We start from the raw sequence: 20,943 nt of genomic DNA on the forward strand, positions 1-20,943 counted from the left end.
CCGGCCGTGGCACCGACCTCGGTGTCCGGCCGGATCCGGCGGTCCACCATCTGAGAGAGGGAACCCATGTCCTGGAGCCACGTCATCGAGACCCACGACCTGCTCGACACCCCGACCGCCGACGGGGCGTCCGTGGCCGAGTACCTGCGCCGCCACGGCGCGGCCGACGGCGAGGTCCTCGTGGAGACCGTCGCGGGCGAGGGCGGGTCCACCGACTTCGTCCGGGTGACGATCGCCGGTACCGACGGCGCCGCCTCCGGCGGTTCCGCGCCCACCCTGGGCATCCTCGGCCGCCTCGGCGGCCTGGGCGCGCGCCCGGAGCAGATCGGCTTCGTCAGCGACGGGGACGGCGCCCTCACCGCCGTCTCCGCGGCGGCCAAGCTCCTGGACATGCGCCGCCGGGGCGACACCCTGCCCGGGGACGTCGTGCTGGCCACCCACATCGACCCCGACGCCCCGACCCAGCCCCACGACCCGGTTCCGTTCATGGGCTCGGTCGTGGACCAGGACGTCAGCAACCGGCACGAGGTCCTGCCCGCGATGGACGCGATCCTGTCCGTGGACACCACCAAGGGCAACCGGATCTGCAACCACCACGGCATCGCCATCACCCCGGCCGTCGTCGACGGGTGGATCGTCCGGGTCCCGGAGAGCCTGCTCGACATCGTCTCCCGCACCACCGGCCGCGCCCCGGTCGTGATGCCGCTGACCATGCAGGACATCACCCCGTACGGCAACGGCGTCTACCACGTGAACTCGATCCTGCAGCCGTCGACGGCCACCAGCGCCCCGGTCGTGGGCGTGGCCATCGTGACCGAGGAGGCCGTGGCCGGGTCGGCCACCGGCGCCACGGACCTGCGCAGCGTGGAGAGCGCGGTCCGGTTCGTCATCGAGACCGCGAAGGACTACGGCCGCGGCATCGCCAGCTTCGTCGACGCCGACGAGGTGCGGCGGCTCCAGGAGCTGTACGGGAGCATGTCCCACCTGCGCGGCGCGGGCGAGTCCGCCGCCTCCTGAGGTTGTCGGGGGTGCCGTCCCGCCCGGGCCACGGGGCGGTGCCCCTGTTCCCTGTTTCGCGGCGCGGCACAGCACAGGCCCGGACCGGTCACGAGAGCCGAACCTGGTCCGGCTCTGGTGATCTCGCCGAGCCCGCGCTGCTCAATGGCCACGCCGGGCGGGCCGCTTCGGGTGACGCGGGTGTGCCGGGCGGGGCGGGCCCGCCGCATGTGACGGGACGGGCCCCGCCGACTCCCTCGCGCCGGGGAGCGGCGGGGCCCGCCGTGCTCAGACTCGCGGGGCGGTCAGGCGCCGCCCAGGGTCGAGGCGTCGATGACGAACCGGTACCGCACGTCCGAGGCCAGCACCCGCTCCCAGGCCTCGTTGATCTGGTCGGCGCCGACGATCTCGACCTCGGGGGCGATGCCGTGCTCGGCGCAGAAGTCCAGCATCTCCTGGGTCTGGGCGATACCGCCGATCTTGGAACCGGCGAACGAGCGGCGGTTCTCGAACAGCGTGAACAGCGTCACCGCCACCGGCTCCGGCGGCGCGCCCACGCTCACGATGGCGCCGTCCAGCGCCAGCAGGTTGAGGTAGGCGTCCAGGTCGATGGGCGCGCTGACCGTGTTGACGATCAGGTCGAACGTGTTGGCCAGCCGCTCGAAGGTGTCCGGGTCGCTGGTGGCGTGGTAGTGGTCGGCGCCGAACCGCAGCCCGTCCCCGCGCTTCTTCAGGCTCTGCGAGAGCACCGTCACCTCCGCCCCCATGGCGTGGGCGATCTTGACCGCCATGTGCCCGAGACCGCCCAGCCCCACCACGGCGACCTTCTTGCCCGGTCCGGCGTTCCAGTTGCGCAGCGGCGAGTAGGTGGTGATGCCCGCGCACAGCAGCGGCGCGGCCTTCTCGAAGGGGATGGCCTCGGGGACGCGCAGCACGAAGTGCTCGTCGACGACGATGCGCTGGGAGTACCCGCCCTGGGTCACGGTCCCGTCCCGGTCGGTGCCGTTGTAGGTGTCGGTGAACCCGCGCAGGCAGTACTGCTCCACACCGGCCAGGCAGTTCGCGCACTCCCGGCAGGAGTCGACCATGCAGCCCACTCCCACCCGGTCGCCGACCTTGTGGCTGGTGACCTCGGAGCCGACCTCGGCGACCACACCGGCGATCTCGTGCCCCACGGTCAACGGATAGGGAACCTCGCCCCAGTCCCCGCGGACGGTGTGGATGTCGGAGTGGCAGATCCCCGCCCAGGCGATGTCGATCAGGACGTCCTTCGGGCCGACCTCCCTGCGCTCGATCGTGCCCGGCGCCAAGGGCGCGGTCGCCGACGAGGCCGTGTAGGCGTGAACGAGGGACATGAATCTCCTCAGAATTTTTTCGTGTTGGACGTGCGTCGAACCCCGTGGGAGGGCGCGGTCAGCCCTCCGGGCACGGGACGACGGGACGGCCGCGGATGCCGCGTCGACCGCCTCCGGCAGTCAAACACCCCGACGCCACCTCTGGGAGGGTCTGTCAGTGCCCGTCACGGCAGGTCCCGCTTGCGGGGCTCCGCCGTTTCCGCCCGGAGAGCCCCCGTCCGGTGACCGAGGGGGTTCCTCCCGTTCGGGGTAACGCCAGGACCTCCCACGAGCCCGTCCGGCTCCCTAGCCTGGAGGACATGGACCACCGCAACCAGATCCGGGACTTCCTCTCCACCAGACGGGCGAGGATCACCCCCGCGGGCGGAACTTCTACCCCGACTGCCTCCGGTCCGGCTCCCGACGGCACGCGGGCTGCCGAGGTCCGTGTCCGGTCTCGGCGCCCACGCCCTGTGCGCGACCGGTCCGGCCCCGGCGCGGCGTGGGATGATGGCGTCCATGGCCGACAGGGACGCACAGGAACAGCGGTTGCGCGACATCGCCGCCATCCGCCGTGTCCGCGACAGGATCGACCGCGAGTACGCCCAGCCGCTCAACGTCGAGGCGCTGGCCCGCGGGGCGCACATGTCGGCCGGGCACCTGAGCAGGGAGTTCCGACGTGTCTACGGCGAGTCGCCGTACTCGTACCTGATGACCCGGCGGATCGAACGGGCGATGACGCTGCTGCGGCGCGGCGACCTCAGCGTCACCGAGGTCTGCTTCGCGGTGGGCTCGTCCTCGCTGGGCACGTTCAGCACGAGGTTCACCGAGCTGGTCGGCGTGCCGCCGAGCGTCTACCGCCGCGACCACTCGCGGGCGGCGGCGGGCATCCCGCCCTGCCTGGCCAAACAGGTGACCAGACCGGTCAGGAATCAAGAAGCGCGCTCCCTGTAGCCCGGCCTAGCGTTGGGGGCATGGACATCACCATTCACCACGCCTTCCTGCCGCACACCGACGCCGAGGCCGCCCTGGCCTTCTACCGCGACATCCTCGGGTTCGAGGTCCGCAACGACGTCGGCTACGAGGACATGCGCTGGATCACCGTCGGGCCTGAGGGGCGCCCCGCGACCTCCATCGTGCTGCACCCGCCCGCCGTGGACCCCGGCGTCACCGAGGACGAGCGCCGCACCGTCCTGGAGCTGATGGCCAAGGGCACCTACACCGCGATCACCCTGGCCACCGACGACCTCGACGGCCTCTTCCATCGTCTGGAGGCCGCCGGGGCGGACGTGGTCCAGGAGCCCATCGACCAGGACTACGGGGTCCGCGACTGCGCCTTCCGCGACCCGTCCGGCAACCTCGTGCGCATCAACCAGACCGTCTGAACGGGGGGCTGGACGGGCCTGCGTACGACCCTGCGGCCCGGCCTTCGGCCCGCCCACCGGTCGAGGCCGGTCTGATCGGGACCGGTCCGATCAGGGCCGGTCCGGGCCGGAGCCGCTCCGATCGGGGCCGGCCCCGACCGGGGGTCAGCGCGACCGCTTCCGGGCCCGCCTCACCTCGCGGTCCACGGCCCAGGCGTCGGCGACCGGGCCGAGGTGGCCCAGTTTGTCGGGGTTGATCACCCCGTGCACGTGCTGGACCCGCCCGTCGAGCACATCCAGGACCAGCGCCTGGAGGACCCGGCCTTCCCGGTCGCGCAGGAGCGCGCCGGGCTGGCCATTGACCTCGTGCTGCTCCAACGCCACGCCGATCCGCAGCAGCCGGGGGAAGACCGTGCCCAGCAGCCGCGCCACCCTCGCCGCGCCCGTGACGGCCCCGGCCAACTGCGGGGCCCGGCCGCCGCCGTCCCCGGGGCCGGAACCCGAAGTCCGCAGCCGCCGGGCCCCGTGCCGGAACCTAGTGGAACTGCCCGGGCTCGTAGCTTCCGGCGGGCTGCCGGGTGATGATGTTGAGCCGGTTCACGGCGTTCATGAATGAGACCAGCATGACCAGGGCGGTGAGCTGCTCCTGGTCGTGGTGCTCGGCGGCGCGCTCCCACACCCCGTCGCTGACCCCGTCGGCCGCGTCCGCGACCCGGGTGCCCTCCTCCGCCAGCTCCAGCGCGGCGCGCTCGGCGTCGGTGAAGACAGTGGCCTCACGCCACGCCGCGACCAGGTTCAGCCGCACGGCGGTCTCACCGGCAGCGGCGGCGTCCTTGGTGTGCATGTCCAGGCAGACGGCGCAGCCGTTGATCTGGCTCACGCGCAGCGCCACCAGCTCCTGCGTGGCGTTCGGCAGAGCCGAGTCCCTGAGCGCCCGGCCCACGGACATGAAGGGCTTGACGACCTTGCCCGCGGTCGGGCTGGTCAAGTAGTCGAGTCTTGCGTCCATGGGGGTGCTCCTTCGCGGTCGTCATCGGTTACACCCCCTGAGACGAGATGGCCCGTCGCCCTGTGACACGGTGGGTTGTGACCCGGGTCTCCCGATGTTCCGGAGGTTGGCTGACGTGCCCCCTGGGATGGGATGGCCCGTCGCCCCGCCGCCTGGACGGGCGTGGCCAGGGCCCTCCCCTCCCGCCCGGGAACCGGCCGACGTGCTCCCGGGCGGGCCGCGCGACCGCTCCCGACCCCCTCCGCGCGGGTCGGACGGTCAGCCGCCGTTGGACTGGCGGATCCCCTCGGCGAGCGCGTCGAAGGAGTAGACGAACCCGCCGTCGTCCCCGCTGACGGTCATGTAGGCCTCGGTGGTCCCCGGCGCGATGGCCACGTTGGTGGCCGAGTACAGCCCCTCGGCTGCGTCGGCAGGGACGCCGACCGTCGCCAGGTGCTCACCGAGCGGGCTGTACACGAAGATGCGCGGCTGGCCGTGGACGGCCTGGTAGAGGTTGCCGTCGGCGTCCACCGCGATGGAGTCGATCCGGCTCGTGCCGCCGTCGAAGTACAGGGCGGCGTGGGAGGTCACCACCTCGGTGCCGTCCTCGTTCAGCGCGTAGTGGTCCACGCGGTTGTCGCCGTACTGGCCGACCCACAGCCCCGAGAAGTCCGGGGTGAACGAGATGCCGTTGGGCGCGGGCAGCTCCTCGGCCAGGACGGTCGCCTCCGCGGTCTCGTGGTCGATTCTGACGACCCTGCCCCGGCGTTCCCACGCCGGGTCCATGACACCGGCCGAGTCGCTGACGTACATGTTCCCGACCTCGTCGAAGGCCAGGTCGTCGGGGTTCATCGGCGCGCCGTCGACCTCCCCGGAGAAGAACGTGGTGTGGTCCCCGCCCTCGGGGGTGATGCTGTCGATCTTCCCGCCGGCGAAGTCGGTCAGGTAGAGCCGGTCGTCGTGCGGGCTGAACTGCGCGGAGGTGTAGGCGCTGGTCTCATCGGTGAACACCGGGGTCACCTCCCGGGATTCGGTGTCCACCCCGAGCACCTTGGGCTCCCCGGCGGGGGCGGTGACGTCCACGACGAGCAGGCGCCCGTCGGCGTCGAAGGTCGGGCCTTCGAGCAGGGTCATCCCCGTCTCCTCGTGGACGGAGGTCACCTGGACCAGGAGTTCGGCGGTGCGCTCGGTTCCGCCGTCCTCTCCGTCCTCGCCCGTGGTGGCGGGGGCGGCGCATCCGGCCGCCGCGCCGGTCAGGGCCAGCGCGGCGAGTGCGCGGGCGGCCACCGTTCGTCGCGGCCTGGGGCAGTGCGGTTCCATACGGTTCTCCCTCGGGGTCTGGGATGCGGGATCGGGTGTCAGGGGGCGTGCCCGGCGCACGCGCGCCCCGCCCCGCCGCGCGGCGGGGCGCGCGTGCGCCGGGCACGCCCCGGAGGACGGGGCGTTCCGGAGGAGGGCGCCCGCGAGGGTTCCCGGCCGGAACGGCCGCGCGCTGTTAGGGCCGTGCGTCCATGACCTCGTGCATGCGGCTCCCGCGCCAGTCCGCCAGCAGCCGGTGGAAGGCCACGGGACCGGGGCTGTAGGAGAAGCCGCCGTGCACGCCCGCGCCCTCGCGGTTGTAGTAGCCGGGAGTGCACTCGGCCTGGAACGCCGAGTTGTCGTGCGCGGTCTCCCGGACGGTCCGGCCCCACTCGTCGGCGGCCTCCTGGGAGGGCTCGACCACCGGGGCCCCGGTCTTGCGCGCCTCGGCGACGACGGCGGCGATGTGCTCGGCCTGCTCCAGCAGGATGTGCGCGAAGTTCACCGAGTTGGCGTTCTGGAGCGCGCCCAGGTGGAACAGGTTCGGGAACCCGTTGCTGTAGAAGCCGTGCAGCGTGCTGGGTCCGCGGCTCCAGGAGGCCAGCAGGTCGCGCCCGCCGCGCCCGCGCACCGGCAGCGTTCCCGACATCACCCCGGACACGCCCACGTCGAACCCAGTGGCGAAGACGACGCAGTCCACGGGGTACTCGGTGTCCCCGACGACGATCGCGTCCTCGGTCATGCGGGTGATGCCGCCGTGGTCCGCGGTGTCCACCAGGGTGACGTCGGGCCGGTTGAAGGTCTGGAGGTAGTGGTCGCTGAAGCAGGGCCGCTTGCACATGTAGCGGTACCAGGGCTTGAGCAGCTCGGCCGTGGCCGGGTCGTCCACGACCTCGTCCACGCGCGCCCGGATCTGGTTCATCTTGCGGGCGTCGACGAGCTCGTCGATCCGCTCGCGCTCCTCGGCCGGGACGCTGGTGTCCAGCGCGCCGGTGATCATCTTGCGCTGGAGCCGGGCGGTGGAGGTCCAGCCGTCGCGGGTCAGGTCGGTCTCGACCGGCTCGCCGGAGAGGATCGCCAGGAGGTTCTCCATGCGCTCGCGCTGCCAGCCGGGCTTGAGGGAGGCCGCCCACTCCGGGTCGGTGGGGCGGTTGTCGCGCACGTCCACCGAGGAGGGGGTGCGCTGGAACACGTACAGGTGCCGGGCGTCGCGGCCCAGGTGCGGGATGACCTGCACGCCGGTCGCGCCGGTGCCCACGACCGCGACCCGCTTGTCGGCGAGGCCGGTGAGGCCGCCGGTCTGGTCGCCGCCCGTGTAGCCGTAGTCCCAGCGGCTGGTGTGGAAGGTGTGGCCCCGGAAGGTGTCGATCCCCGGGATGCCCGGCAGCTTGGGCTGGGTGAGCGTGCCCGAGGAGGTGATGACGAACCGCGCGCGCATCCGGTCGCCGCGGTCGGTCTCCACCACCCACTCGTCCGCGTCCTCGTCCCAGGTCAGTGCGGTGGCGCGGGTGTGGAACAGCGTGTCGTGGTACAGGCCGAAGGTCTGGGCGATGGCCACGGCGTGGCGGCGGATCTCCTCGCCGGGGGCGTAGCGCCACTTCGGGACGTAGCCGACCTCCTCCAACAGGGGCATGTAGGAGTAGGACTCGATGTCGCAGTGGATGCCCGGGTAGCGGTTCCAGTACCAGGTCCCGCCGAAGTCGCCCGCCTCGTCCATCATCCGGATCGACTCCACGCCCGCCTGGCGCAGCCGCGCGCCGGTGGTCAGGCCGCCGAAGCCGCCGCCGATCACGAGCACCTCCACGGTGTCGGTCAGCGGTTCGCGTTCGGTCCAGGGGGTGTAGGGGTCCTTGGCGTAGTAGCCGAACCCGCCCTTGGCCGAGCGGTACTGGCCGGCGCCGTCGGGGCGGATGCGGCGGTCGCGCTCGCGGGCGTACCTGGCCCGCAGCGCGTCGAGGTCGATCTCCTCGGTGCTGTCTTCATCGCGGTGCGCGTCGGAGGCTGTGCCCATGTGCCGTCCTCACTTCGTTGCCGTCGCATCGCGACGCGGACGCGGCGCCGGGCTCGCGCGGGGGATGGCCGTGGTGCTCACGGGAGCGTGGAACGGGATCCGGGCGGCTGCCATCCCGATGCGGCGGCGGTGTCGTTGAACCGTACGCCAAAAAGCTTAGCATCAGGCTAAGTATTTGGGTCCGGGGGCGCCCGTCGCGGCGCTCTATCATGGCGGCATGCGGCAACAGGTTTCCGAACAGGGCGAACACGAACGCGAACGCATCGTGCGCGAGATCCAGACCCTGAACGGGGTCATGGAGGAGACCGTGATGGCCGCCCTTCTGCAGAACCTGCTGTCGATGGACCTCACCATCCAGCAGCTCAGGGTGCTCATGGTCCTGGTCACCACGAAGGAGGGCGCGACGGGCAGGGGGCTGTCGGAGTCGTTCGGCGTCTCCATGGCGTCGATGTCGGGCGTGCTCGACCGGCTCGTGGCCCACGGCGTCGCCGAGCGCTCGGCCGACCCCGACGACCAGCGCGTCCGCCGCCTCCGCGCCACGCCCCTGGGCGCCTCGGTCGTGCGGCGCCTGATGGTGGCGCGGCCCTTTCGCGACGACATCCTCATGGGCCTGCCGATGGAGGACCTGCGCGCCCTCGAACAGGGGTTCCGCGCGGTGAGCAGGGAGATCTCCCGGCTGGGCGCACCGGACTGACTCCCTCCGCCGGGCGGGCCCGGCCGGGGCGACTACGGGAGGCCGGCCAGGACCGCGCGGAAAGGGGTGCGCCCCGCCCGCACGGGGCGGGGCGAAAGGGTCACCGGCCCGACCGGGCGGAGAGCCGCGGCGAGACCATGCGTCCGACCGCGCGCAGCAGGGCCCGGAACTCGGCCCCGTTCGGGCGCACGCCCAGACCGGCGTACATGAGCGCGTTCCCGTACTCGGCCATGAGGACGATCCGGCCGTCCTCCACGTCGAACCGCGTCACATAGGTGTTGCGGTAGGGCTGGCCCGTGCGAGCGACGACCATGTCGCCGACGCCGTGGAAGAAGAGCTGGCGGCCGTCGGGCGAGACGCGCCACGCGTGGTCGCGCCACCGCAGCGGGGCGAACTTGTCGAACAGCGCGCCCGTGTAGGCCAGGACCTCGCTCCTGCCCTTGACGTCCGCGACGCACAGGCCCCGTGTGCGCCCCTCGATGATGTCCGCGACCCCCTCGGGGGTCGTGGCGCCCCGGGCGTGCATGAACAACTGCCGCGCGTCCTCGGCCAGGGTCCGGGTCACGGCGTCGATGTCCTTGGCCTCGACGGCGCGGATGAACTCCTGGGCGACGGCGAGTCCGGCGTGGACGGCAGGGGTGGCGGGGGTCAGCTTCTGGTCGTGCATGAGGGTCTCCGATCGTCGTGTTCTGCGGGTTCGTCGTGTAGCGCGGGCGGGGAGCCGGTTCAGGCGTCCCAGGACAGCAGGGGTTCACCGAACGACCCGGGGAGCCCGAAGGATCCGAAGCGGGGCGTCCACCACCGTGTGAACTCCGACTCGTAGGCCAGGAGCCGCTCGGAGAAGGCGGCCAGGTCCACGCCCTCGTCGAATTCGAGGTAGACGATGAACTCGGCGCCGCCGTCGTCGTTGGGCTGGAGCCACATCCGTTCCCGGTGGTAGCCGACCTCCCGGGCCCGGGTGTCCAGACCGGGGAGGTGGTCCCTGTTCAGGGCGGTGAGCAGGTCCCGGAACTCCTGGACGCGCTCCCGGGGGATCGGGAGGGTCCACGCTGTACTCGTCATGCCGTCTCCTCGGCCTCGGGTGTCCGCCGCGCGTTCCGGGCGGTCCCGGCCCGCCCGGTGCGGTGTGCTCTCGATGATCCGGGGAGCCGGGCGGGGGAGGAAGACCGCGTCGAGGGTGGTACTGGCAGGACCAGGCTCGCCCGACGGCACGGGGCGGGGACAATGGGGGTATGTCGAGCAGCGATCGGACCGAGTTCGGGGAGTACCTGCGGCGGCGCAGGGCCGCGATGAGCCCTCCGGAGCCGCGGGGCGGGGTGCGGGTGTCCCGTCGGCGGGTCCCGGGGCTCCGCCGCCAGGAGGTCTCCGACATCGCCGGTATCTCGGTGGAGTACTACACGCGCCTGGAACAGGGCAGGGCGCCGCGCCCCTCGCGTGAGATCCTCTCCTCGCTGGCCCGGGCGTTCGGGCTCTCGGACGCCGAACGCGACCACCTCTTCCGGCTGGGGGGCGAGCCCCCGCCCGAACCGGCCTCGCCCTCGTCGGTCATCCGCCCCGGGCTGCTGCGCCTGCTGCGGGGCCTGGACGAGACGATGCCGGTCACCGTGCACGACGGGCGGCTCGACCTCCTGGCCCGCAACAAGGCAGCGCAGGAGCTGCTGGGGTCCTTGACCGGCGGTGGTCCGTTCGAGCGCAACATCGCCTACCAGGCCTTCACGACCGACGTGCTCGCGCAGCTGCTCGGGGGAGAGGGCGCGGACCTGTTCCTGCGGGTCGCCGCCGCCGAACTCCGGACGGCGCTGAGCCGGTACCCCGGCGACGACTACCTTCGCGCCCTGCTCGCCGAGCTCACCGCGACCAGTCAGAGTTTCCGTGACCACTGGGAGGAGGGGGAGGTCGGCGTTTCGAGGTCCGCGGTCAAACAGATGCGCCACCCGACGCGGGGGTGGGCCCGCTTCGAGATCGAGGTGCTCCACGACCCCGAGCGGGACCACTGGATCATGCTGTACACGCCTCACGGAGACGGGTAGTCCCGCACGCCGGGAGGGGCGGCGTCAGTCCCTGGGCGCGACGGCGTGTTCGAAGCCCAGTTCCCGGAGGGCGGTGCGCAGCCGCTCGGCCGAGCGGTCGAGGACGGCGTGGTCCGTCTCGGTCTCGACGCCGCTGACGTCGAAGTCGGACATGTTCCAGACGGGGGCCACGTGGACGTGCATGTGCGGAACCTCGAAGCCCGCGACGAGCAGTCCGGCGCGGGGCGCGTTCCAGGCGGTGCGAACGCCCCGGCCGACGGCCTGGGCCACTTCCATGCACCTGGTCAGGAGGGCGGGGTCGGCATCGGTCCAGTGGTCGATCTCCGCCCGGGGGACGACCAGGGTGTGGCCCGGCCGGAGCGGGGCGATGGACAGGAAGGCCACGACCTCGGGGTCCTTCCACACGAAGTGTCCGGGGAGGTCGCCGGCGATGATCTGGGAGAAGAGGGTCGGCAAGGGCAGGCCTTTCCAGCAAGGGCGGGGACAGACGGTTCCTCACAGTGTGGGGGCCGGGGGCCGGTGGGTCGTCCGGGGCCGGTGGGCGCTGCGGGGGCGGCCTGTCGCCACCGACCCCGGACAGCTCCACGGTTCCGACCCATTTGAACTGGTGTTTCCTCATCTCGGTGTCGACGGTCAACCGGGCCGAAGATGTCGTGGACGCGTTGGGTCCCGGCGGTTGGATCGCTCTACCGCGTGGTCCGATCATCGGCGTGCCGCGCACTCGCCTCCCGGGAGAGGGCCAGTGCGGCGACACCGGCTGCTGTGAGCATGAGCCCCGCGAGCAGCACGAGCACGGTTGTGTGGGAACGACTGCCCGCAGCACCGACCAGGGATCCGATCCCGGTGACGCCGAGTGCCGCGCCGAGCTGGACGACGAGCAGGACGGCCGTGGTGCCCCTCCCGGCCATCGCTGCCGGGAGTATGCGGTAGATGCTGGCGAAGGTCGGCGCGGATACCGATCCGAAGGAGAGGCCGGTGAGGCACAGAAGGAGCGTACACACCAACGCGGGGGAGGGCAGGAGTTGCGAGCAGGCCGCCAGGAGAGCCAGGGAACCCGCTGAACAGGACGCTGCGGTGGTGACGATCCTTCGGGATCCGACGCGGTCCGAGAGCGCTCCGGCGACGCTCATCGACACCAGCATTCCCGTTCCGAAGGCCGCCAGTGGCACCGCCTGGGTGAACCCGCTGAGATTCCATGACCGTGCGGCCATCAGGGGCACGAGAGTGAGTATGGAGAACAGCAGCACGCCACCCGTACCCATGATCGCGGCGGCTCCGGAGAAACGACGGTCGGTGAAGAGCCGGGGGTCGATGATCGGCGCGGGTACGCGCAGAGAACGCCAGACGTAGGCGGTCAACAGCAGTGCGCCCAGTACACCCGCGGTGAGCGCCGACCACGGCGTTCCAGCGGAGAGCCGACCGACGGCGAACAGGTTTGCGGTGAAGCCGAGACCGAGCAGGACCAGGCCGACAAGGTCGAACCGGTGGGCCTGAGCTGCCCCTGCGGCTGATGAGTCGGTGCCGGGGGACGTTCGCCACCGACCCAGGGAAAGAGCCAGGAGTACGCCAGCCAGGAGTACGGGCGGTACGGCGAAGAGGAAGACGCTGCGCCAACCCGCGGCGGACAACAGAGCGGCGCCGATGACGGGTCCGACCGCCGGGGCGAGGTTGACCACCATGGACATCAGCCCCATGACCGCGCCGATGCGTCTGCGGTCGGTGATCTGCGAGATCAAGGCCAGGCAGGCGGGCTCCAGGACTCCGCCGCCGAGCCCCTGTACGGCGCGTGCCGCGATGAGCTGTTCGAACGTCACCGCCGATCCGCTTCCCAGCGCACCCGCCGCGAAGACCGCGAGACCCACCAGCAGCACCGGGCGGCCGCCGAATCGGTCCACAGCCCACCCGGCGAAGGGGAGCGCCAGTCCCGCCGTCAACAGGAAGACCGTCGTGACCCACACGATCGAACTCATGGAGGTCCCAAGAGCCTCCGCCAGGGTGGTGAGCGCCATCGACGTGACCGAACTGACCAGTACCGAGACGAAGCCGATGACCGCCAGCGCGGCGACCGCCAGGGGGAGAGAACGCGCGGAGACGCTTGCCGGTGTCATCGGTCCCTTCCGTACCAGACGGCGACCAACGCGGTGACCCCCGGGAGAGCCGGAAGACAGAGCAGGGTCAGGCCCAACCACAGGGGAACGATCCGGTCGTACGCACCGACCCCGGCCCCGGCGCTGAGGATGAGCACCCCCATGCCGACCGCGAACAGGGCCGTGACCACCCCGCGCTCCCGCCACCCGCGCCGAACCGCCGCCAGGGCGAAGAACCATCCCGCGAGCCCTGCCGCGCCGACGATCACCAGGTAGAGGATGACCGCCGTCCGGGCGGCGGCCATCTCGGCGGCGCCCCACTGGGGGTAGGCGGCCCGCACGTGTCGTTCCACCGACCCGAAGAGCCACAGATCCAGGACCGGCAGCAGGATGCACACCACCTGCAGACCGGCGCCGATCTGCAACGCCTGTGTGAGGTTCCCACCGCCCCCGTTGCGGGGGCCCTGCTTCTCGGCTGACATGGCGCACCACCTCTCTTACGGTGTATGAGACGGCTTGATGCTACTCTTACGCCGTAAGAGAGGTCAATCGGGGGGTGGCATGGGCCAAACGCGCGTCCAGGGCAAGCACGCCGGTCTGAGCCGGCGCCGGGTGCTGCGAACCGCCGTGGGACTGGTCGACTCCGAAGGGGTCGCCGCGCTGTCCATGCGGCGGCTGGCTCGTGAGCTCGACGTGGAGGCGATGACCCTCTACCACCACGTGCGCAACAAGGAGGCGCTTGAGGACGCGATCGTCGAACACGTCCTCGCCGAGTCGATCCGCGAACCCGAGGCGTCGGTCTCGTGGCAGGAGGCGATCACCGGTTATGCGCTCGATCTGCACCGAGGACTGCTCGCCCATCCGGGGGTGGCCACCCTCTTCGCCACCCGCCCCGCCCTGACCGGCCGGAACCTTCGCGAACTCGAAGGCCTCCTGCGTATCCTCACCACGGCGGGTTTCGCCGCTGGGACCGCCCTGACCATCGTGCACGCGACGGCCTCGTCCGTGCTCGGGCAACACCTGACCAAGCGGGACGAGAACTCCGGCGGCCCCGCGTCTGGAAGTGCCGACCTGCCCTTGGTGAACGAGGCCCTCGAAGCGGGGTTTCCCGGTGTCGACGCCCGGGTGGGGTTCACCCTGACCGCACTCGTCACCGGTTATGAGAGTCTCCTGTGAAAGACGCGGGATTCCCGGCGCGTCGCCGTCGTCGTCCTCCGCGCGCTGATCAGGTTCCGGAACGGGACACGCCTCCGAGCAGGGCGGGACGGGCGGATCCTGTGGTGGGTGTGCACCGGTTCGTGCACGGGCTCCTGGTGTCGGTGTGACCTACGCGACTGGCCGCGCGGATACACCCGGGGGTATAGTGGGGGCATGGGCGGAAGGAGACCAGATGAAGCCTGAAATGGTGGGCGACGCCATCACGCGACTCAAGCGCGCGCAGGGCCAGCTCTCCGGTGTCATCTCGATGATGGAGGCGGGGGAGGACTGCGCCGCCGTCCTCCAGCAGCTGGCCGCGGTCTCCCGGGCCCTGGACCGGGCGGGGTTCAAGATCGTCGCGAGCGGCATGCGGCACTGCAACACCGCACGCGAGCGGGGCGAGGAGCCCGAGCTCACCGAGGAGGAGCTGGAGAAGCTGTTCCTGGCGCTGGCCTGAGGGTTCGCGGGCGCCGACCGGGTGTCGGGCGCCCGCGCGCCGCCTTTCCCGCGGAGTTCCACTCCGGCCTCTGCCCGGGTACCTCCGTGATTTCTGGATACTCCCCCCAGTATGTGGGGGCGGATATCGGGTAGCCCGGGTTACCGCGCGCCCGGAGTCCCGCTCCGTCCACCGGATACCCCCGGGTGTATCCAGATCCACTCCCACGCCACCGAAGGAAGGAAACACATGAGTGACCACGGCATCGACGTGCGCGCCGTGCGCGTACTGCTCGAAACCGACCCCCGCGCCCTGATCGTCGACGTGCGCACCCCCGCCGAATACGAGGGCTCGCACATCCCGGGGGCTGTCAACCTGCCGCTGGATCAGGTGGACGCCCACCTGGAGCGCATCGTCACCGGCGCGCGCGGCCCCCTCGTCCTGGTCTGCCGCTCCGGCAGGCGGGCCGGGCGGTGCCGGAACACGTTGGCGGGGGCGGGCCTGGGCGACACGGTCGTGCTGGAAGGCGGCATGAACGCCTGGGAGGCGCAGGGGGCGCCCCTGGAGCGCGGCCGCGAGAGATGGGCGCTGGAACGCCAGGTCCGGCTGGTGGCGGGCGGCATCGTCCTGGGCTCGGTGCTCACCTCCCTGATGTGGTTCCCGGCGGTGGCGGTCGCCGGGGTCGTCGGTGCGGGGCTGGTCTTCGCCGCCGTCACCGACACCTGCGCCATGGGCATGGCCCTGTCCCGCCTTCCCTACAACCGGCCGAGCGAGGAGGTCGACATCGAGGACTCGCTGGCCCGCATCGGCGTCGGCCGATGAGCGCACGCGAACAGGGCCGCCTTCTGCCCTCTGGATACTCCCCCCGGTATCCGAACAGGGCTGACACACCACACAGCACCAATCGGACAAGGAGCAGAGCATGCTGTTGGAACGCCTCTACGACGAAGACCTCGCCCAGGCCGGCTACTTCGTCGGCTGTCAGGCCAGAGGAGAGGCCGTCGTGGTCGACGCCCGCCGCGACATCGACGACTACCTCGCACTGGCCCGCGCACACGGCATGCGCATCGTCGCCGTGACCGAGACCCACATCCACGCCGACTACCTCTCCGGCACCCGCGAACTCGCCGCGGCCACCGGCGCCACCGCGTACGTCTCCGGCGAGGGCGGTCAGGACTGGCAGTACGGGTTCGACGCCGAACGGCTGCTCGACGGTGACGCCATCACCGTCGGCAACATCACGGTCCGCGCGAGCCACACCCCCGGGCACACGCCCGAGCACCTCTCCTTCCTGGTGACGGACGGGGCGTTCAGCCGCGACCCCGGCTACCTGCTCTCGGGTGACTTCGTCTTCGCCGGCGACCTGGGCCGTCCCGACCTGCTCGACGAGGCCGCCGGGGGGACCGGCACCCGGTTCGAGGGCGCCCGCCAGCTCTTCGAGAGCCTGCGCCGGGTGTTCCTGAACCTGCCGGACCACGTCCAGGTCCTTCCCGGACACGGGGCGGGCAGCGCCTGCGGCAAGGCCCTCGGCGCGCTCCCGGCCACCACGGTCGGATACGAGCGGCTCAACGCCTGGTGGGGGCCCTACCTGCGCGCCGACGACATGGAGGGCTTCGTCGCGGAACTGCTCGACGGGCAGCCCGACGCCCACGCCTACTTCGCGCGGATGAAGCGCCAGAACAGGGAGGGGCCCCGAATCCTGGGCCGCCTCGCCCCGCCGCCCGCGCTCTCCGGCGAGGAGGTCGGCAGGTCCCTGAACGAGGGCGGGAGCGTCCTCGTCGACACCCGGACCCACGCCGAGGTCCACCGGGGCACCGTGGCGGGGGCGCTGAACATCCCGGGTCCGGCCAAGGCCGCGACCTTCGGGGCCTGGGCCCACGACCCCGAGTCCGAAACCCGCCCCCTGGTGCTGCTCGCCGACGACGGGGACACCGCCCGCCGGGTGCGCGACCACCTGTTGCGCGTCGGCATCGACCACGTGTCCGGTTACACGACCAGCACGGAGGGCCTGCCGAGGACCGTGCCGCCGCGCGTCCTCCCCGAGGAACTCGAACAGGCCGGTGCCGCGCTCCTGCTGGACGTGCGCACCAGGGGCGAGCACGCCGAGGGGCACATCCCCGGTTCGCGGCAGCTCAGCGCGGGCCGTGTGCTGTGGAACCTCGACGCGCTGCCGACCGACGGCACCATCGTGAGCTACTGCCAGTCGGGCGCCCGCAGTTCCGTGGCGGCCTCGGCTCTGCGTCGCGCGGGATACGACGTCGTCGAACTCGACCGGGGTTACGGAGCCTGGGAGGACTGGAGGCGGGACCGGGACGCGTCGGTACGCGCTGGTGCCGACTGAGGCACACGGCGGGGCCGCGCCCGCCGCCCCACGGAGCGGGGCGCGTGCGTGCGCGGCCCGCCCCGCGTCGTCCGGGCGGCCCCGCGTCGTCGGACCGCCCCCCGCGCCCCACCATTCCCGAGCCAACGGCCGCCCGCATCCGCGGCGGCGAGCCACGCAAGCGGAGTCAACATGGAGTTTCAGATCGTCCTCGCCCTGGGCCTCGCCGTGGTGGTCGGGCTCGCACTCGGACTGCTCGGCGGAGGCGGTTCCATTCTGATGGTGCCGCTGCTGACCTACGTCGCGGGCATGGACCCCAAGGAGGCCATCGCCGCGTCCCTGTTCGTCGTGGGCGTCACCTCGCTCGTCGGCGCGCTCGCGCACGCACGTGCGGGAAACGTGCGCTGGCGTACCGGGCTGGTGTTCGGAGCCGCCGGGATGGCGGGGGCCTTCGCCGGCGGCGTGGTGGGAGCGCACGTCCCCGGCGCCCTGTTGATGACCGCCTTCGCCCTCATGATGGTCGCGACCGCCCTGGCCATGCTCCGGGGCGGGAGGGCGACCTCCGGCCGGGGGACGGCCGCCGCGGCGCCGCCGCTGGGACGCGTCGTCCTCGACGGAGTGGTGATCGGCGCGGTCACCGGGCTGGTCGGCGCCGGAGGAGGCTTCCTCGTCGTGCCCGCCCTGGTGCTGCTGGGCGGACTGGCCATGCCGGCCGCCGTGGGCACCTCCCTGCTCGTGATCGGCATGAAGTCCTTCGCCGGACTCACCGGTTACCTGACCGCCGTGAGCCCGGACTGGGCCCTGGTCGGCGCGGTCAGCGCGCTCGCGGTGGCCGGTTCGCTCGTCGGGGTGCGCCTGACCTCCCGCGTGCCCGAAGCCGCCCTGCGCAAGGGGTTCGGTGGCTTCGTGCTGATCACGGGGGTGTTCGTGCTGGTCCAGGGGCTCTCCGACCCCCTCGGCTCGGCCCTGGTCGCCGCGGCGGCGGGTCTGGCGGCCCTGGCCCTGGTGTGCCGCCTGGTCGGTGACCGCTGTCCCCTGGTCCCCCTCCTCCGGCCGCGCGCTGGATGACCGGTGCGGATGGCCGGCGGAAAGCAGCCCCTCAACCCCTTTTTTCCGGCCGGGCGCCGGATGGATCGAGGCGGATACGCCCGATCCGGTCCGGGTGGGGCCCCTTTTCCGGTCGTGCGCGGGATGACCCCGCCCTCCGCCGGAGGTGCGGCGGCCCCGCGTCGAGACGGACGCCCGCGCGGTTGGCGGCGGGCGGGGCCGACCCTGCCAGCGAGGGCCGGTCCCACCCGGGCGCGACGGGGTGTGCGACGCCCCGGGCGCCGGCCCGCCGGTGCGGACCGGCGCCCGAGTCCGTCGGGCTCGGAGCCGGGGCGCCCGGGCGGGCGCGGTCGGCTCAGAAGCGGTCGACCAGGAGCTGACCGTCCGCGACGCGCTGGCCGCTCAGGCCGCTGCCGTAGTTGGCCTCCACCCGCGAGCGCTCGGAGGCGTTGGGGTAGCGGCTGGTGCAGTTCACGCCGCCGGTGGAGCCCGACATCAGCGACGAGCACGGGCCGGGCTTGGCGTCGGGCAGGCCCAGGCTGTGGCCGAGTTCGTGCGCGGCGATGCGCACCGCGTCGTAGCCCTGGGCGGTGCCCTGGCGGCCCATCCAGACGGTGACCTGCCCGCCCGGGCGCACCGGGCCCAGGTGGGCGCGGGGCCAGCCGTCGTCGGCGACGATCCGGATCTCGGCGCGCCGTCCGGCGGAGGCCGGTTCCAGGCGCACGTTGTTGACGCTGGAGTTCCACACGTTCACGGCCGAGGCGACGGCGGAGGTGTACTCGGCGGCCCGGCTGGCGTCGTAGTACAGGACGGTCTGGCGCAGCGGCTGGGTCTGCTCCGCGGGCGCGGCGGTGGCCGGCGCGGTGCCCACCAGCGTCAGCGCCAGGGCGCTCAGGGCGATCAGGACGGGCATGAGGACGCGTCTCAGCATGGGGGTCTCCCGGGGGTGAGGGTGCTGATGCTGCCTGGTGACCCGGTGGGGTCGGGTCGATGCTATGCGTAGCGGTGTGCCGCCACAAGATGTGCGGGACGCCTAATTGGGGCACCGTGTACCGGTTCGCAGGCCCCGGGGGAGAGCGCGCCGTTCTGTCGTAGAGGTCCGATACAACGGAGGAATCCGTACGCCACGACCACCGCGAGGTACCCCCTGATGGACCGTCCCGCCCTGCCCCTGCCCTTGCCGCCCGCCGACGACGCGTCGCACGTGCCCGGGATGCTGCTCCTGCGCACCGACCACGACGACGAGGCCTGGGACGACGTGCTCTCCCGCATGGGAGAACTGCCCGGTCTGGTGGCGCCCGCCCCCGGCCAGGAGGCCTCCGAGGTGTCGGAGGCCCCCGTTCCCCGTCGCCTGGTCGTGGTGGACGCCCCCGCCTGGCGGGGCGCCACCCCCGAGGAGGTGGTCGGGGCCCTGGGCCGGGACGGGGAGTGGGTCCCCGACGTGGTCCTGCTCGCCAACGACAGGACCACGGCCAACGCCGGTCCGCGCCCGCTGCTGGCGTTCCGCGGCACCGGCGGGGAGGCGTTCCGCATCACGCCCCGCCAGGCGGCCCTGACCTACCTGGTGATGCACTGCCAGGACCTGGACGCGGTCCTGGACGACTTCGAGGATTGGGCTCCGGCCGAACCCGAGTGGGAGACCGAGGAGGACGAGACGGTGGAGGACTGGGAGGCCGGCCTCCCCGACCCCGTGGGCGCCCACCTGGAGGCCCAGGAGGCCCCGCCCCGCTACGAGCCCCCGGCCCGGCCCCTGCCTCCGCTCACCCACGCCAACGACGGCCTGCTCGTGCGCACCGACTTCACCGACGAGGCCGCCTGGACGGCGCTCCTGGACACCGTGTACCGCCCGGGTCCGGGCTACGGGAATCCGATCGACGACTTCGGCGACCACATCGGGGTCGTGGACGACCCGGTGTTCGAGGGCGCCACCCCCGAGCAGCTGATGTCGCTGGTCCGCGCCGACCCGGAGGACCCCGACGAGGGCGCCGCGGACGCCCTGCTGGTGGCGGACCGGACCGCCATGAGCGATCCGGAGCACCGGCTCCTGGTCGTCCCGCTGGAGGCGCACGCGGGGCGCACCTTCCGGCTCGTCCCGGAGAAGGCCGGGCTCATGCTGGTCAACCTGGCCATCGCCAACCAGGACGTCGAGGACTACATGGACGTGGAGGAGAAGGCACACATGCACGGGTGGTGGTGACCCGTGGGGGCGGGGCTCCGTCCGGCCGGAGGGGCCTGCGCCCCCGCCCTCGGTGCGGGCGGGCCTCCGCGCGGCCGGTTCCGGCGGGGGCGGGCGGCCGTGACCGCCTCGCCGGCCAGCACGGGCCGCCGTTCCCGCCGACGCGCGGTAGGTTGCGGATATGGATGAGAGCGGGAGCCACCGTGCCGACGAGGGCGACGCCGACGTGCTCCGTGCAGTGGGCGCACGGCTGCGGGGCCTGCGCAACCGCGCGCGGCTGACCCTCGCCGAGCTGTCGGAGCGCACGGGGGTCACCCCGAGCACGCTGTCGCGCCTGGAGACCGGGCGCGTGCAGCCGACGCTGGGCCAGCTGCTCCCGCTCTCGCGCGTGTACCGGGTGCCCATCGACGAACTGGTGGACGCGCCCAGGGTGGGCGATCCGCGGGTGCACCTGCACCCGGTGCGCCGCTTCGGCCTGACGTTCGTCCCGCTCACCCGGCGCGCGGGCGGGGTCCAGGCCTACAAGGTCCTCTACCCGCCCGCGCGGACGCTGCCGCCGCCCGAGCTGCGCACACACGAGGGGCACGAGTGGTTCTACGTGCTCTCGGGAACCATGCGGCTGGTCCTGGGCGCCGAGCAGGACCTGCTGCTGGGCGCGGGGGAGGCGGCCGAGTTCGACACCCGGACCCCGCACTGGATCGGCAACCCCGCCGAGGACGAACCGGCGGAGACCATCGCGATCTTCGGAACCCAGGGCGAACGCGTCCACCTGCACGGGACCTGAGGGGGCCGGGCGCGCGGAGCGGACGGACACCCGCACAGCCGCGTGCCCGCCCCCGGCCCGCCGGAGACGGGGCCGCAGGGGGAGGGGCCCGGAACCACCGGGGGAGACCCGGGGCGATCGCGGGAGACGCCCGGAGCTGTCGGGGACGCGCCGTGCGCACGTGCTTTTGCAGTTCTGCAA

23 protein-coding genes are annotated in these 20,943 nt (G+C 72.4%); 12 read left to right on the forward strand and 11 right to left on the reverse strand.

Annotation, left to right across the window (positions count from 1 at the left end; genetic code table 11):
• Positions 1–66 precede the first annotated feature (66 nt).
• Positions 67–1,017 carry a DUF1177 domain-containing protein gene (locus tag AC0VX6_RS12170; protein WP_475468675.1) on the forward strand — a complete coding sequence of 317 codons (951 nt, stop codon included), beginning with the start codon at positions 67–69 and terminating at the stop codon, positions 1,015–1,017.
• Positions 1,018–1,301: 284 nt separating this feature from the next.
• Here AC0VX6_RS12170 and AC0VX6_RS12175 read toward each other — a convergent pair whose 3' ends face one another.
• On the reverse strand, positions 1,302–2,351 hold the full coding sequence (locus AC0VX6_RS12175; protein ID WP_274977628.1) for an NAD(P)-dependent alcohol dehydrogenase: 1,050 nt from the start codon (positions 2,349–2,351) through the stop codon (positions 1,302–1,304).
• 498 nt (positions 2,352–2,849) lie between these two features.
• Here AC0VX6_RS12175 and AC0VX6_RS12180 point away from each other — a divergent pair, with 498 nt between their 5' ends.
• The gene (locus AC0VX6_RS12180) at positions 2,850–3,284 is read left to right on the forward strand and encodes a helix-turn-helix transcriptional regulator (RefSeq protein WP_274977629.1); all 435 of its coding nucleotides are present in this window, start codon (positions 2,850–2,852) and stop codon (positions 3,282–3,284) included.
• Between the two features lie 20 nt (positions 3,285–3,304).
• Positions 3,305–3,715, forward strand: coding sequence for a VOC family protein (locus AC0VX6_RS12185; RefSeq protein WP_475468678.1), 411 nt, complete (start codon positions 3,305–3,307; stop codon positions 3,713–3,715).
• A gap of 144 nt (positions 3,716–3,859) precedes the next feature.
• Here AC0VX6_RS12185 and AC0VX6_RS12190 read toward each other — a convergent pair whose 3' ends face one another.
• From AC0VX6_RS12190 to AC0VX6_RS12205, 4 genes are all read right to left on the reverse strand, one after another.
• Positions 3,860–4,156, reverse strand: a complete 297-nt coding sequence (locus AC0VX6_RS12190) for a sigma-70 family RNA polymerase sigma factor family protein (RefSeq protein ID WP_274977631.1) — start codon at positions 4,154–4,156, stop codon at positions 3,860–3,862.
• 73 nt (positions 4,157–4,229) lie between these two features.
• Positions 4,230–4,703: a carboxymuconolactone decarboxylase family protein gene (locus AC0VX6_RS12195; RefSeq protein WP_274977632.1), complete on the reverse strand. Its 474-nt coding sequence runs from the start codon at positions 4,701–4,703 to the stop codon at positions 4,230–4,232.
• Between the two features lie 258 nt (positions 4,704–4,961).
• The gene (locus tag AC0VX6_RS12200) at positions 4,962–6,002 is read right to left on the reverse strand and encodes an SMP-30/gluconolactonase/LRE family protein (protein ID WP_475468680.1); all 1,041 of its coding nucleotides are present in this window, start codon (positions 6,000–6,002) and stop codon (positions 4,962–4,964) included.
• Between the two features lie 175 nt (positions 6,003–6,177).
• Positions 6,178–7,992: a flavin-containing monooxygenase gene (locus AC0VX6_RS12205; RefSeq protein WP_475468681.1), complete on the reverse strand. Its 1,815-nt coding sequence runs from the start codon at positions 7,990–7,992 to the stop codon at positions 6,178–6,180.
• 217 nt (positions 7,993–8,209) lie between these two features.
• Between AC0VX6_RS12205 and AC0VX6_RS12210 the strand changes: the two genes are divergently transcribed.
• Positions 8,210–8,686: a MarR family winged helix-turn-helix transcriptional regulator gene (locus AC0VX6_RS12210; protein WP_274977635.1), complete on the forward strand. Its 477-nt coding sequence runs from the start codon at positions 8,210–8,212 to the stop codon at positions 8,684–8,686.
• A 100-nt stretch (positions 8,687–8,786) separates the two neighbouring features.
• Here AC0VX6_RS12210 and AC0VX6_RS12215 read toward each other — a convergent pair whose 3' ends face one another.
• Both AC0VX6_RS12215 and AC0VX6_RS12220 read right to left on the reverse strand, forming a co-directional pair.
• Positions 8,787–9,353 (reverse strand): nuclear transport factor 2 family protein, encoded by a 567-nt coding sequence (locus AC0VX6_RS12215; protein WP_475468683.1) that lies wholly within the window; start codon positions 9,351–9,353, stop codon positions 8,787–8,789.
• Between the two features lie 59 nt (positions 9,354–9,412).
• Entirely contained in the window at positions 9,413–9,748 is a 336-nt protein-coding gene (locus AC0VX6_RS12220; protein WP_274977637.1) for a hypothetical protein, read from the reverse strand.
• Positions 9,749–9,918: 170 nt separating this feature from the next.
• On the opposite strand from AC0VX6_RS12220, the gene AC0VX6_RS12225 reads away from it, so the two are divergent.
• Complete coding sequence (locus AC0VX6_RS12225; RefSeq protein ID WP_274977638.1) at positions 9,919–10,716, forward strand: helix-turn-helix transcriptional regulator; 798 nt, start codon at positions 9,919–9,921, stop codon at positions 10,714–10,716.
• A gap of 24 nt (positions 10,717–10,740) precedes the next feature.
• Here AC0VX6_RS12225 and AC0VX6_RS12230 read toward each other — a convergent pair whose 3' ends face one another.
• The 3 genes from AC0VX6_RS12230 to AC0VX6_RS12240 form a co-directional block, all read right to left on the reverse strand.
• Positions 10,741–11,172, reverse strand: a complete 432-nt coding sequence (locus tag AC0VX6_RS12230; protein ID WP_274977639.1) for an HIT family protein — start codon at positions 11,170–11,172, stop codon at positions 10,741–10,743.
• 230 nt (positions 11,173–11,402) lie between these two features.
• Positions 11,403–12,824, reverse strand: coding sequence for an MFS transporter (locus tag AC0VX6_RS12235; RefSeq protein ID WP_475468686.1), 1,422 nt, complete (start codon positions 12,822–12,824; stop codon positions 11,403–11,405).
• Complete coding sequence (locus tag AC0VX6_RS12240) at positions 12,821–13,285, reverse strand: hypothetical protein (protein WP_475468688.1); 465 nt, start codon at positions 13,283–13,285, stop codon at positions 12,821–12,823. The genes AC0VX6_RS12235 and AC0VX6_RS12240 overlap by 4 nt, the downstream gene beginning before the upstream one ends.
• A gap of 79 nt (positions 13,286–13,364) precedes the next feature.
• On the opposite strand from AC0VX6_RS12240, the gene AC0VX6_RS12245 reads away from it, so the two are divergent.
• The 5 genes from AC0VX6_RS12245 (at position 13,365) to AC0VX6_RS12265 (ending at position 17,824) form a co-directional block, all read left to right on the forward strand.
• On the forward strand, positions 13,365–13,979 hold the full coding sequence (locus AC0VX6_RS12245) for a TetR/AcrR family transcriptional regulator C-terminal domain-containing protein (protein WP_475468690.1): 615 nt from the start codon (positions 13,365–13,367) through the stop codon (positions 13,977–13,979).
• A gap of 226 nt (positions 13,980–14,205) precedes the next feature.
• Positions 14,206–14,457, forward strand: a complete 252-nt coding sequence (locus AC0VX6_RS12250) for a metal-sensitive transcriptional regulator (protein ID WP_019611331.1) — start codon at positions 14,206–14,208, stop codon at positions 14,455–14,457.
• Between the two features lie 228 nt (positions 14,458–14,685).
• Positions 14,686–15,258 carry a rhodanese-like domain-containing protein gene (locus tag AC0VX6_RS12255; RefSeq protein WP_274977643.1) on the forward strand — a complete coding sequence of 191 codons (573 nt, stop codon included), beginning with the start codon at positions 14,686–14,688 and terminating at the stop codon, positions 15,256–15,258.
• 100 nt (positions 15,259–15,358) lie between these two features.
• Entirely contained in the window at positions 15,359–16,777 is a 1,419-nt protein-coding gene (locus AC0VX6_RS12260) for a rhodanese-like domain-containing protein (protein WP_475468692.1), read from the forward strand.
• A 171-nt stretch (positions 16,778–16,948) separates the two neighbouring features.
• Entirely contained in the window at positions 16,949–17,824 is an 876-nt protein-coding gene (locus AC0VX6_RS12265) for a sulfite exporter TauE/SafE family protein (RefSeq protein ID WP_274977645.1), read from the forward strand.
• 334 nt (positions 17,825–18,158) lie between these two features.
• Here the strand turns inward: AC0VX6_RS12265 and AC0VX6_RS12270 are convergent, their stop codons facing one another.
• A complete protein-coding gene (locus AC0VX6_RS12270) occupies positions 18,159–18,734 on the reverse strand; it encodes a snapalysin family zinc-dependent metalloprotease (RefSeq protein ID WP_475468694.1) in 576 nt (191 codons plus the stop codon).
• Positions 18,735–18,953: 219 nt separating this feature from the next.
• Between AC0VX6_RS12270 and AC0VX6_RS12275 the strand changes: the two genes are divergently transcribed.
• Together AC0VX6_RS12275 and AC0VX6_RS12280 are read left to right on the forward strand one after the other, a co-directional pair.
• Positions 18,954–20,000, forward strand: a complete 1,047-nt coding sequence (locus tag AC0VX6_RS12275; protein WP_475468696.1) for a DUF6924 domain-containing protein — start codon at positions 18,954–18,956, stop codon at positions 19,998–20,000.
• A gap of 160 nt (positions 20,001–20,160) precedes the next feature.
• A complete protein-coding gene (locus AC0VX6_RS12280) occupies positions 20,161–20,763 on the forward strand; it encodes a helix-turn-helix domain-containing protein (RefSeq protein WP_475468698.1) in 603 nt (200 codons plus the stop codon).
• Positions 20,764–20,943 lie beyond the last annotated feature (180 nt).

Source organism: Nocardiopsis sp. iso_25, from assembly GCF_056173305.1.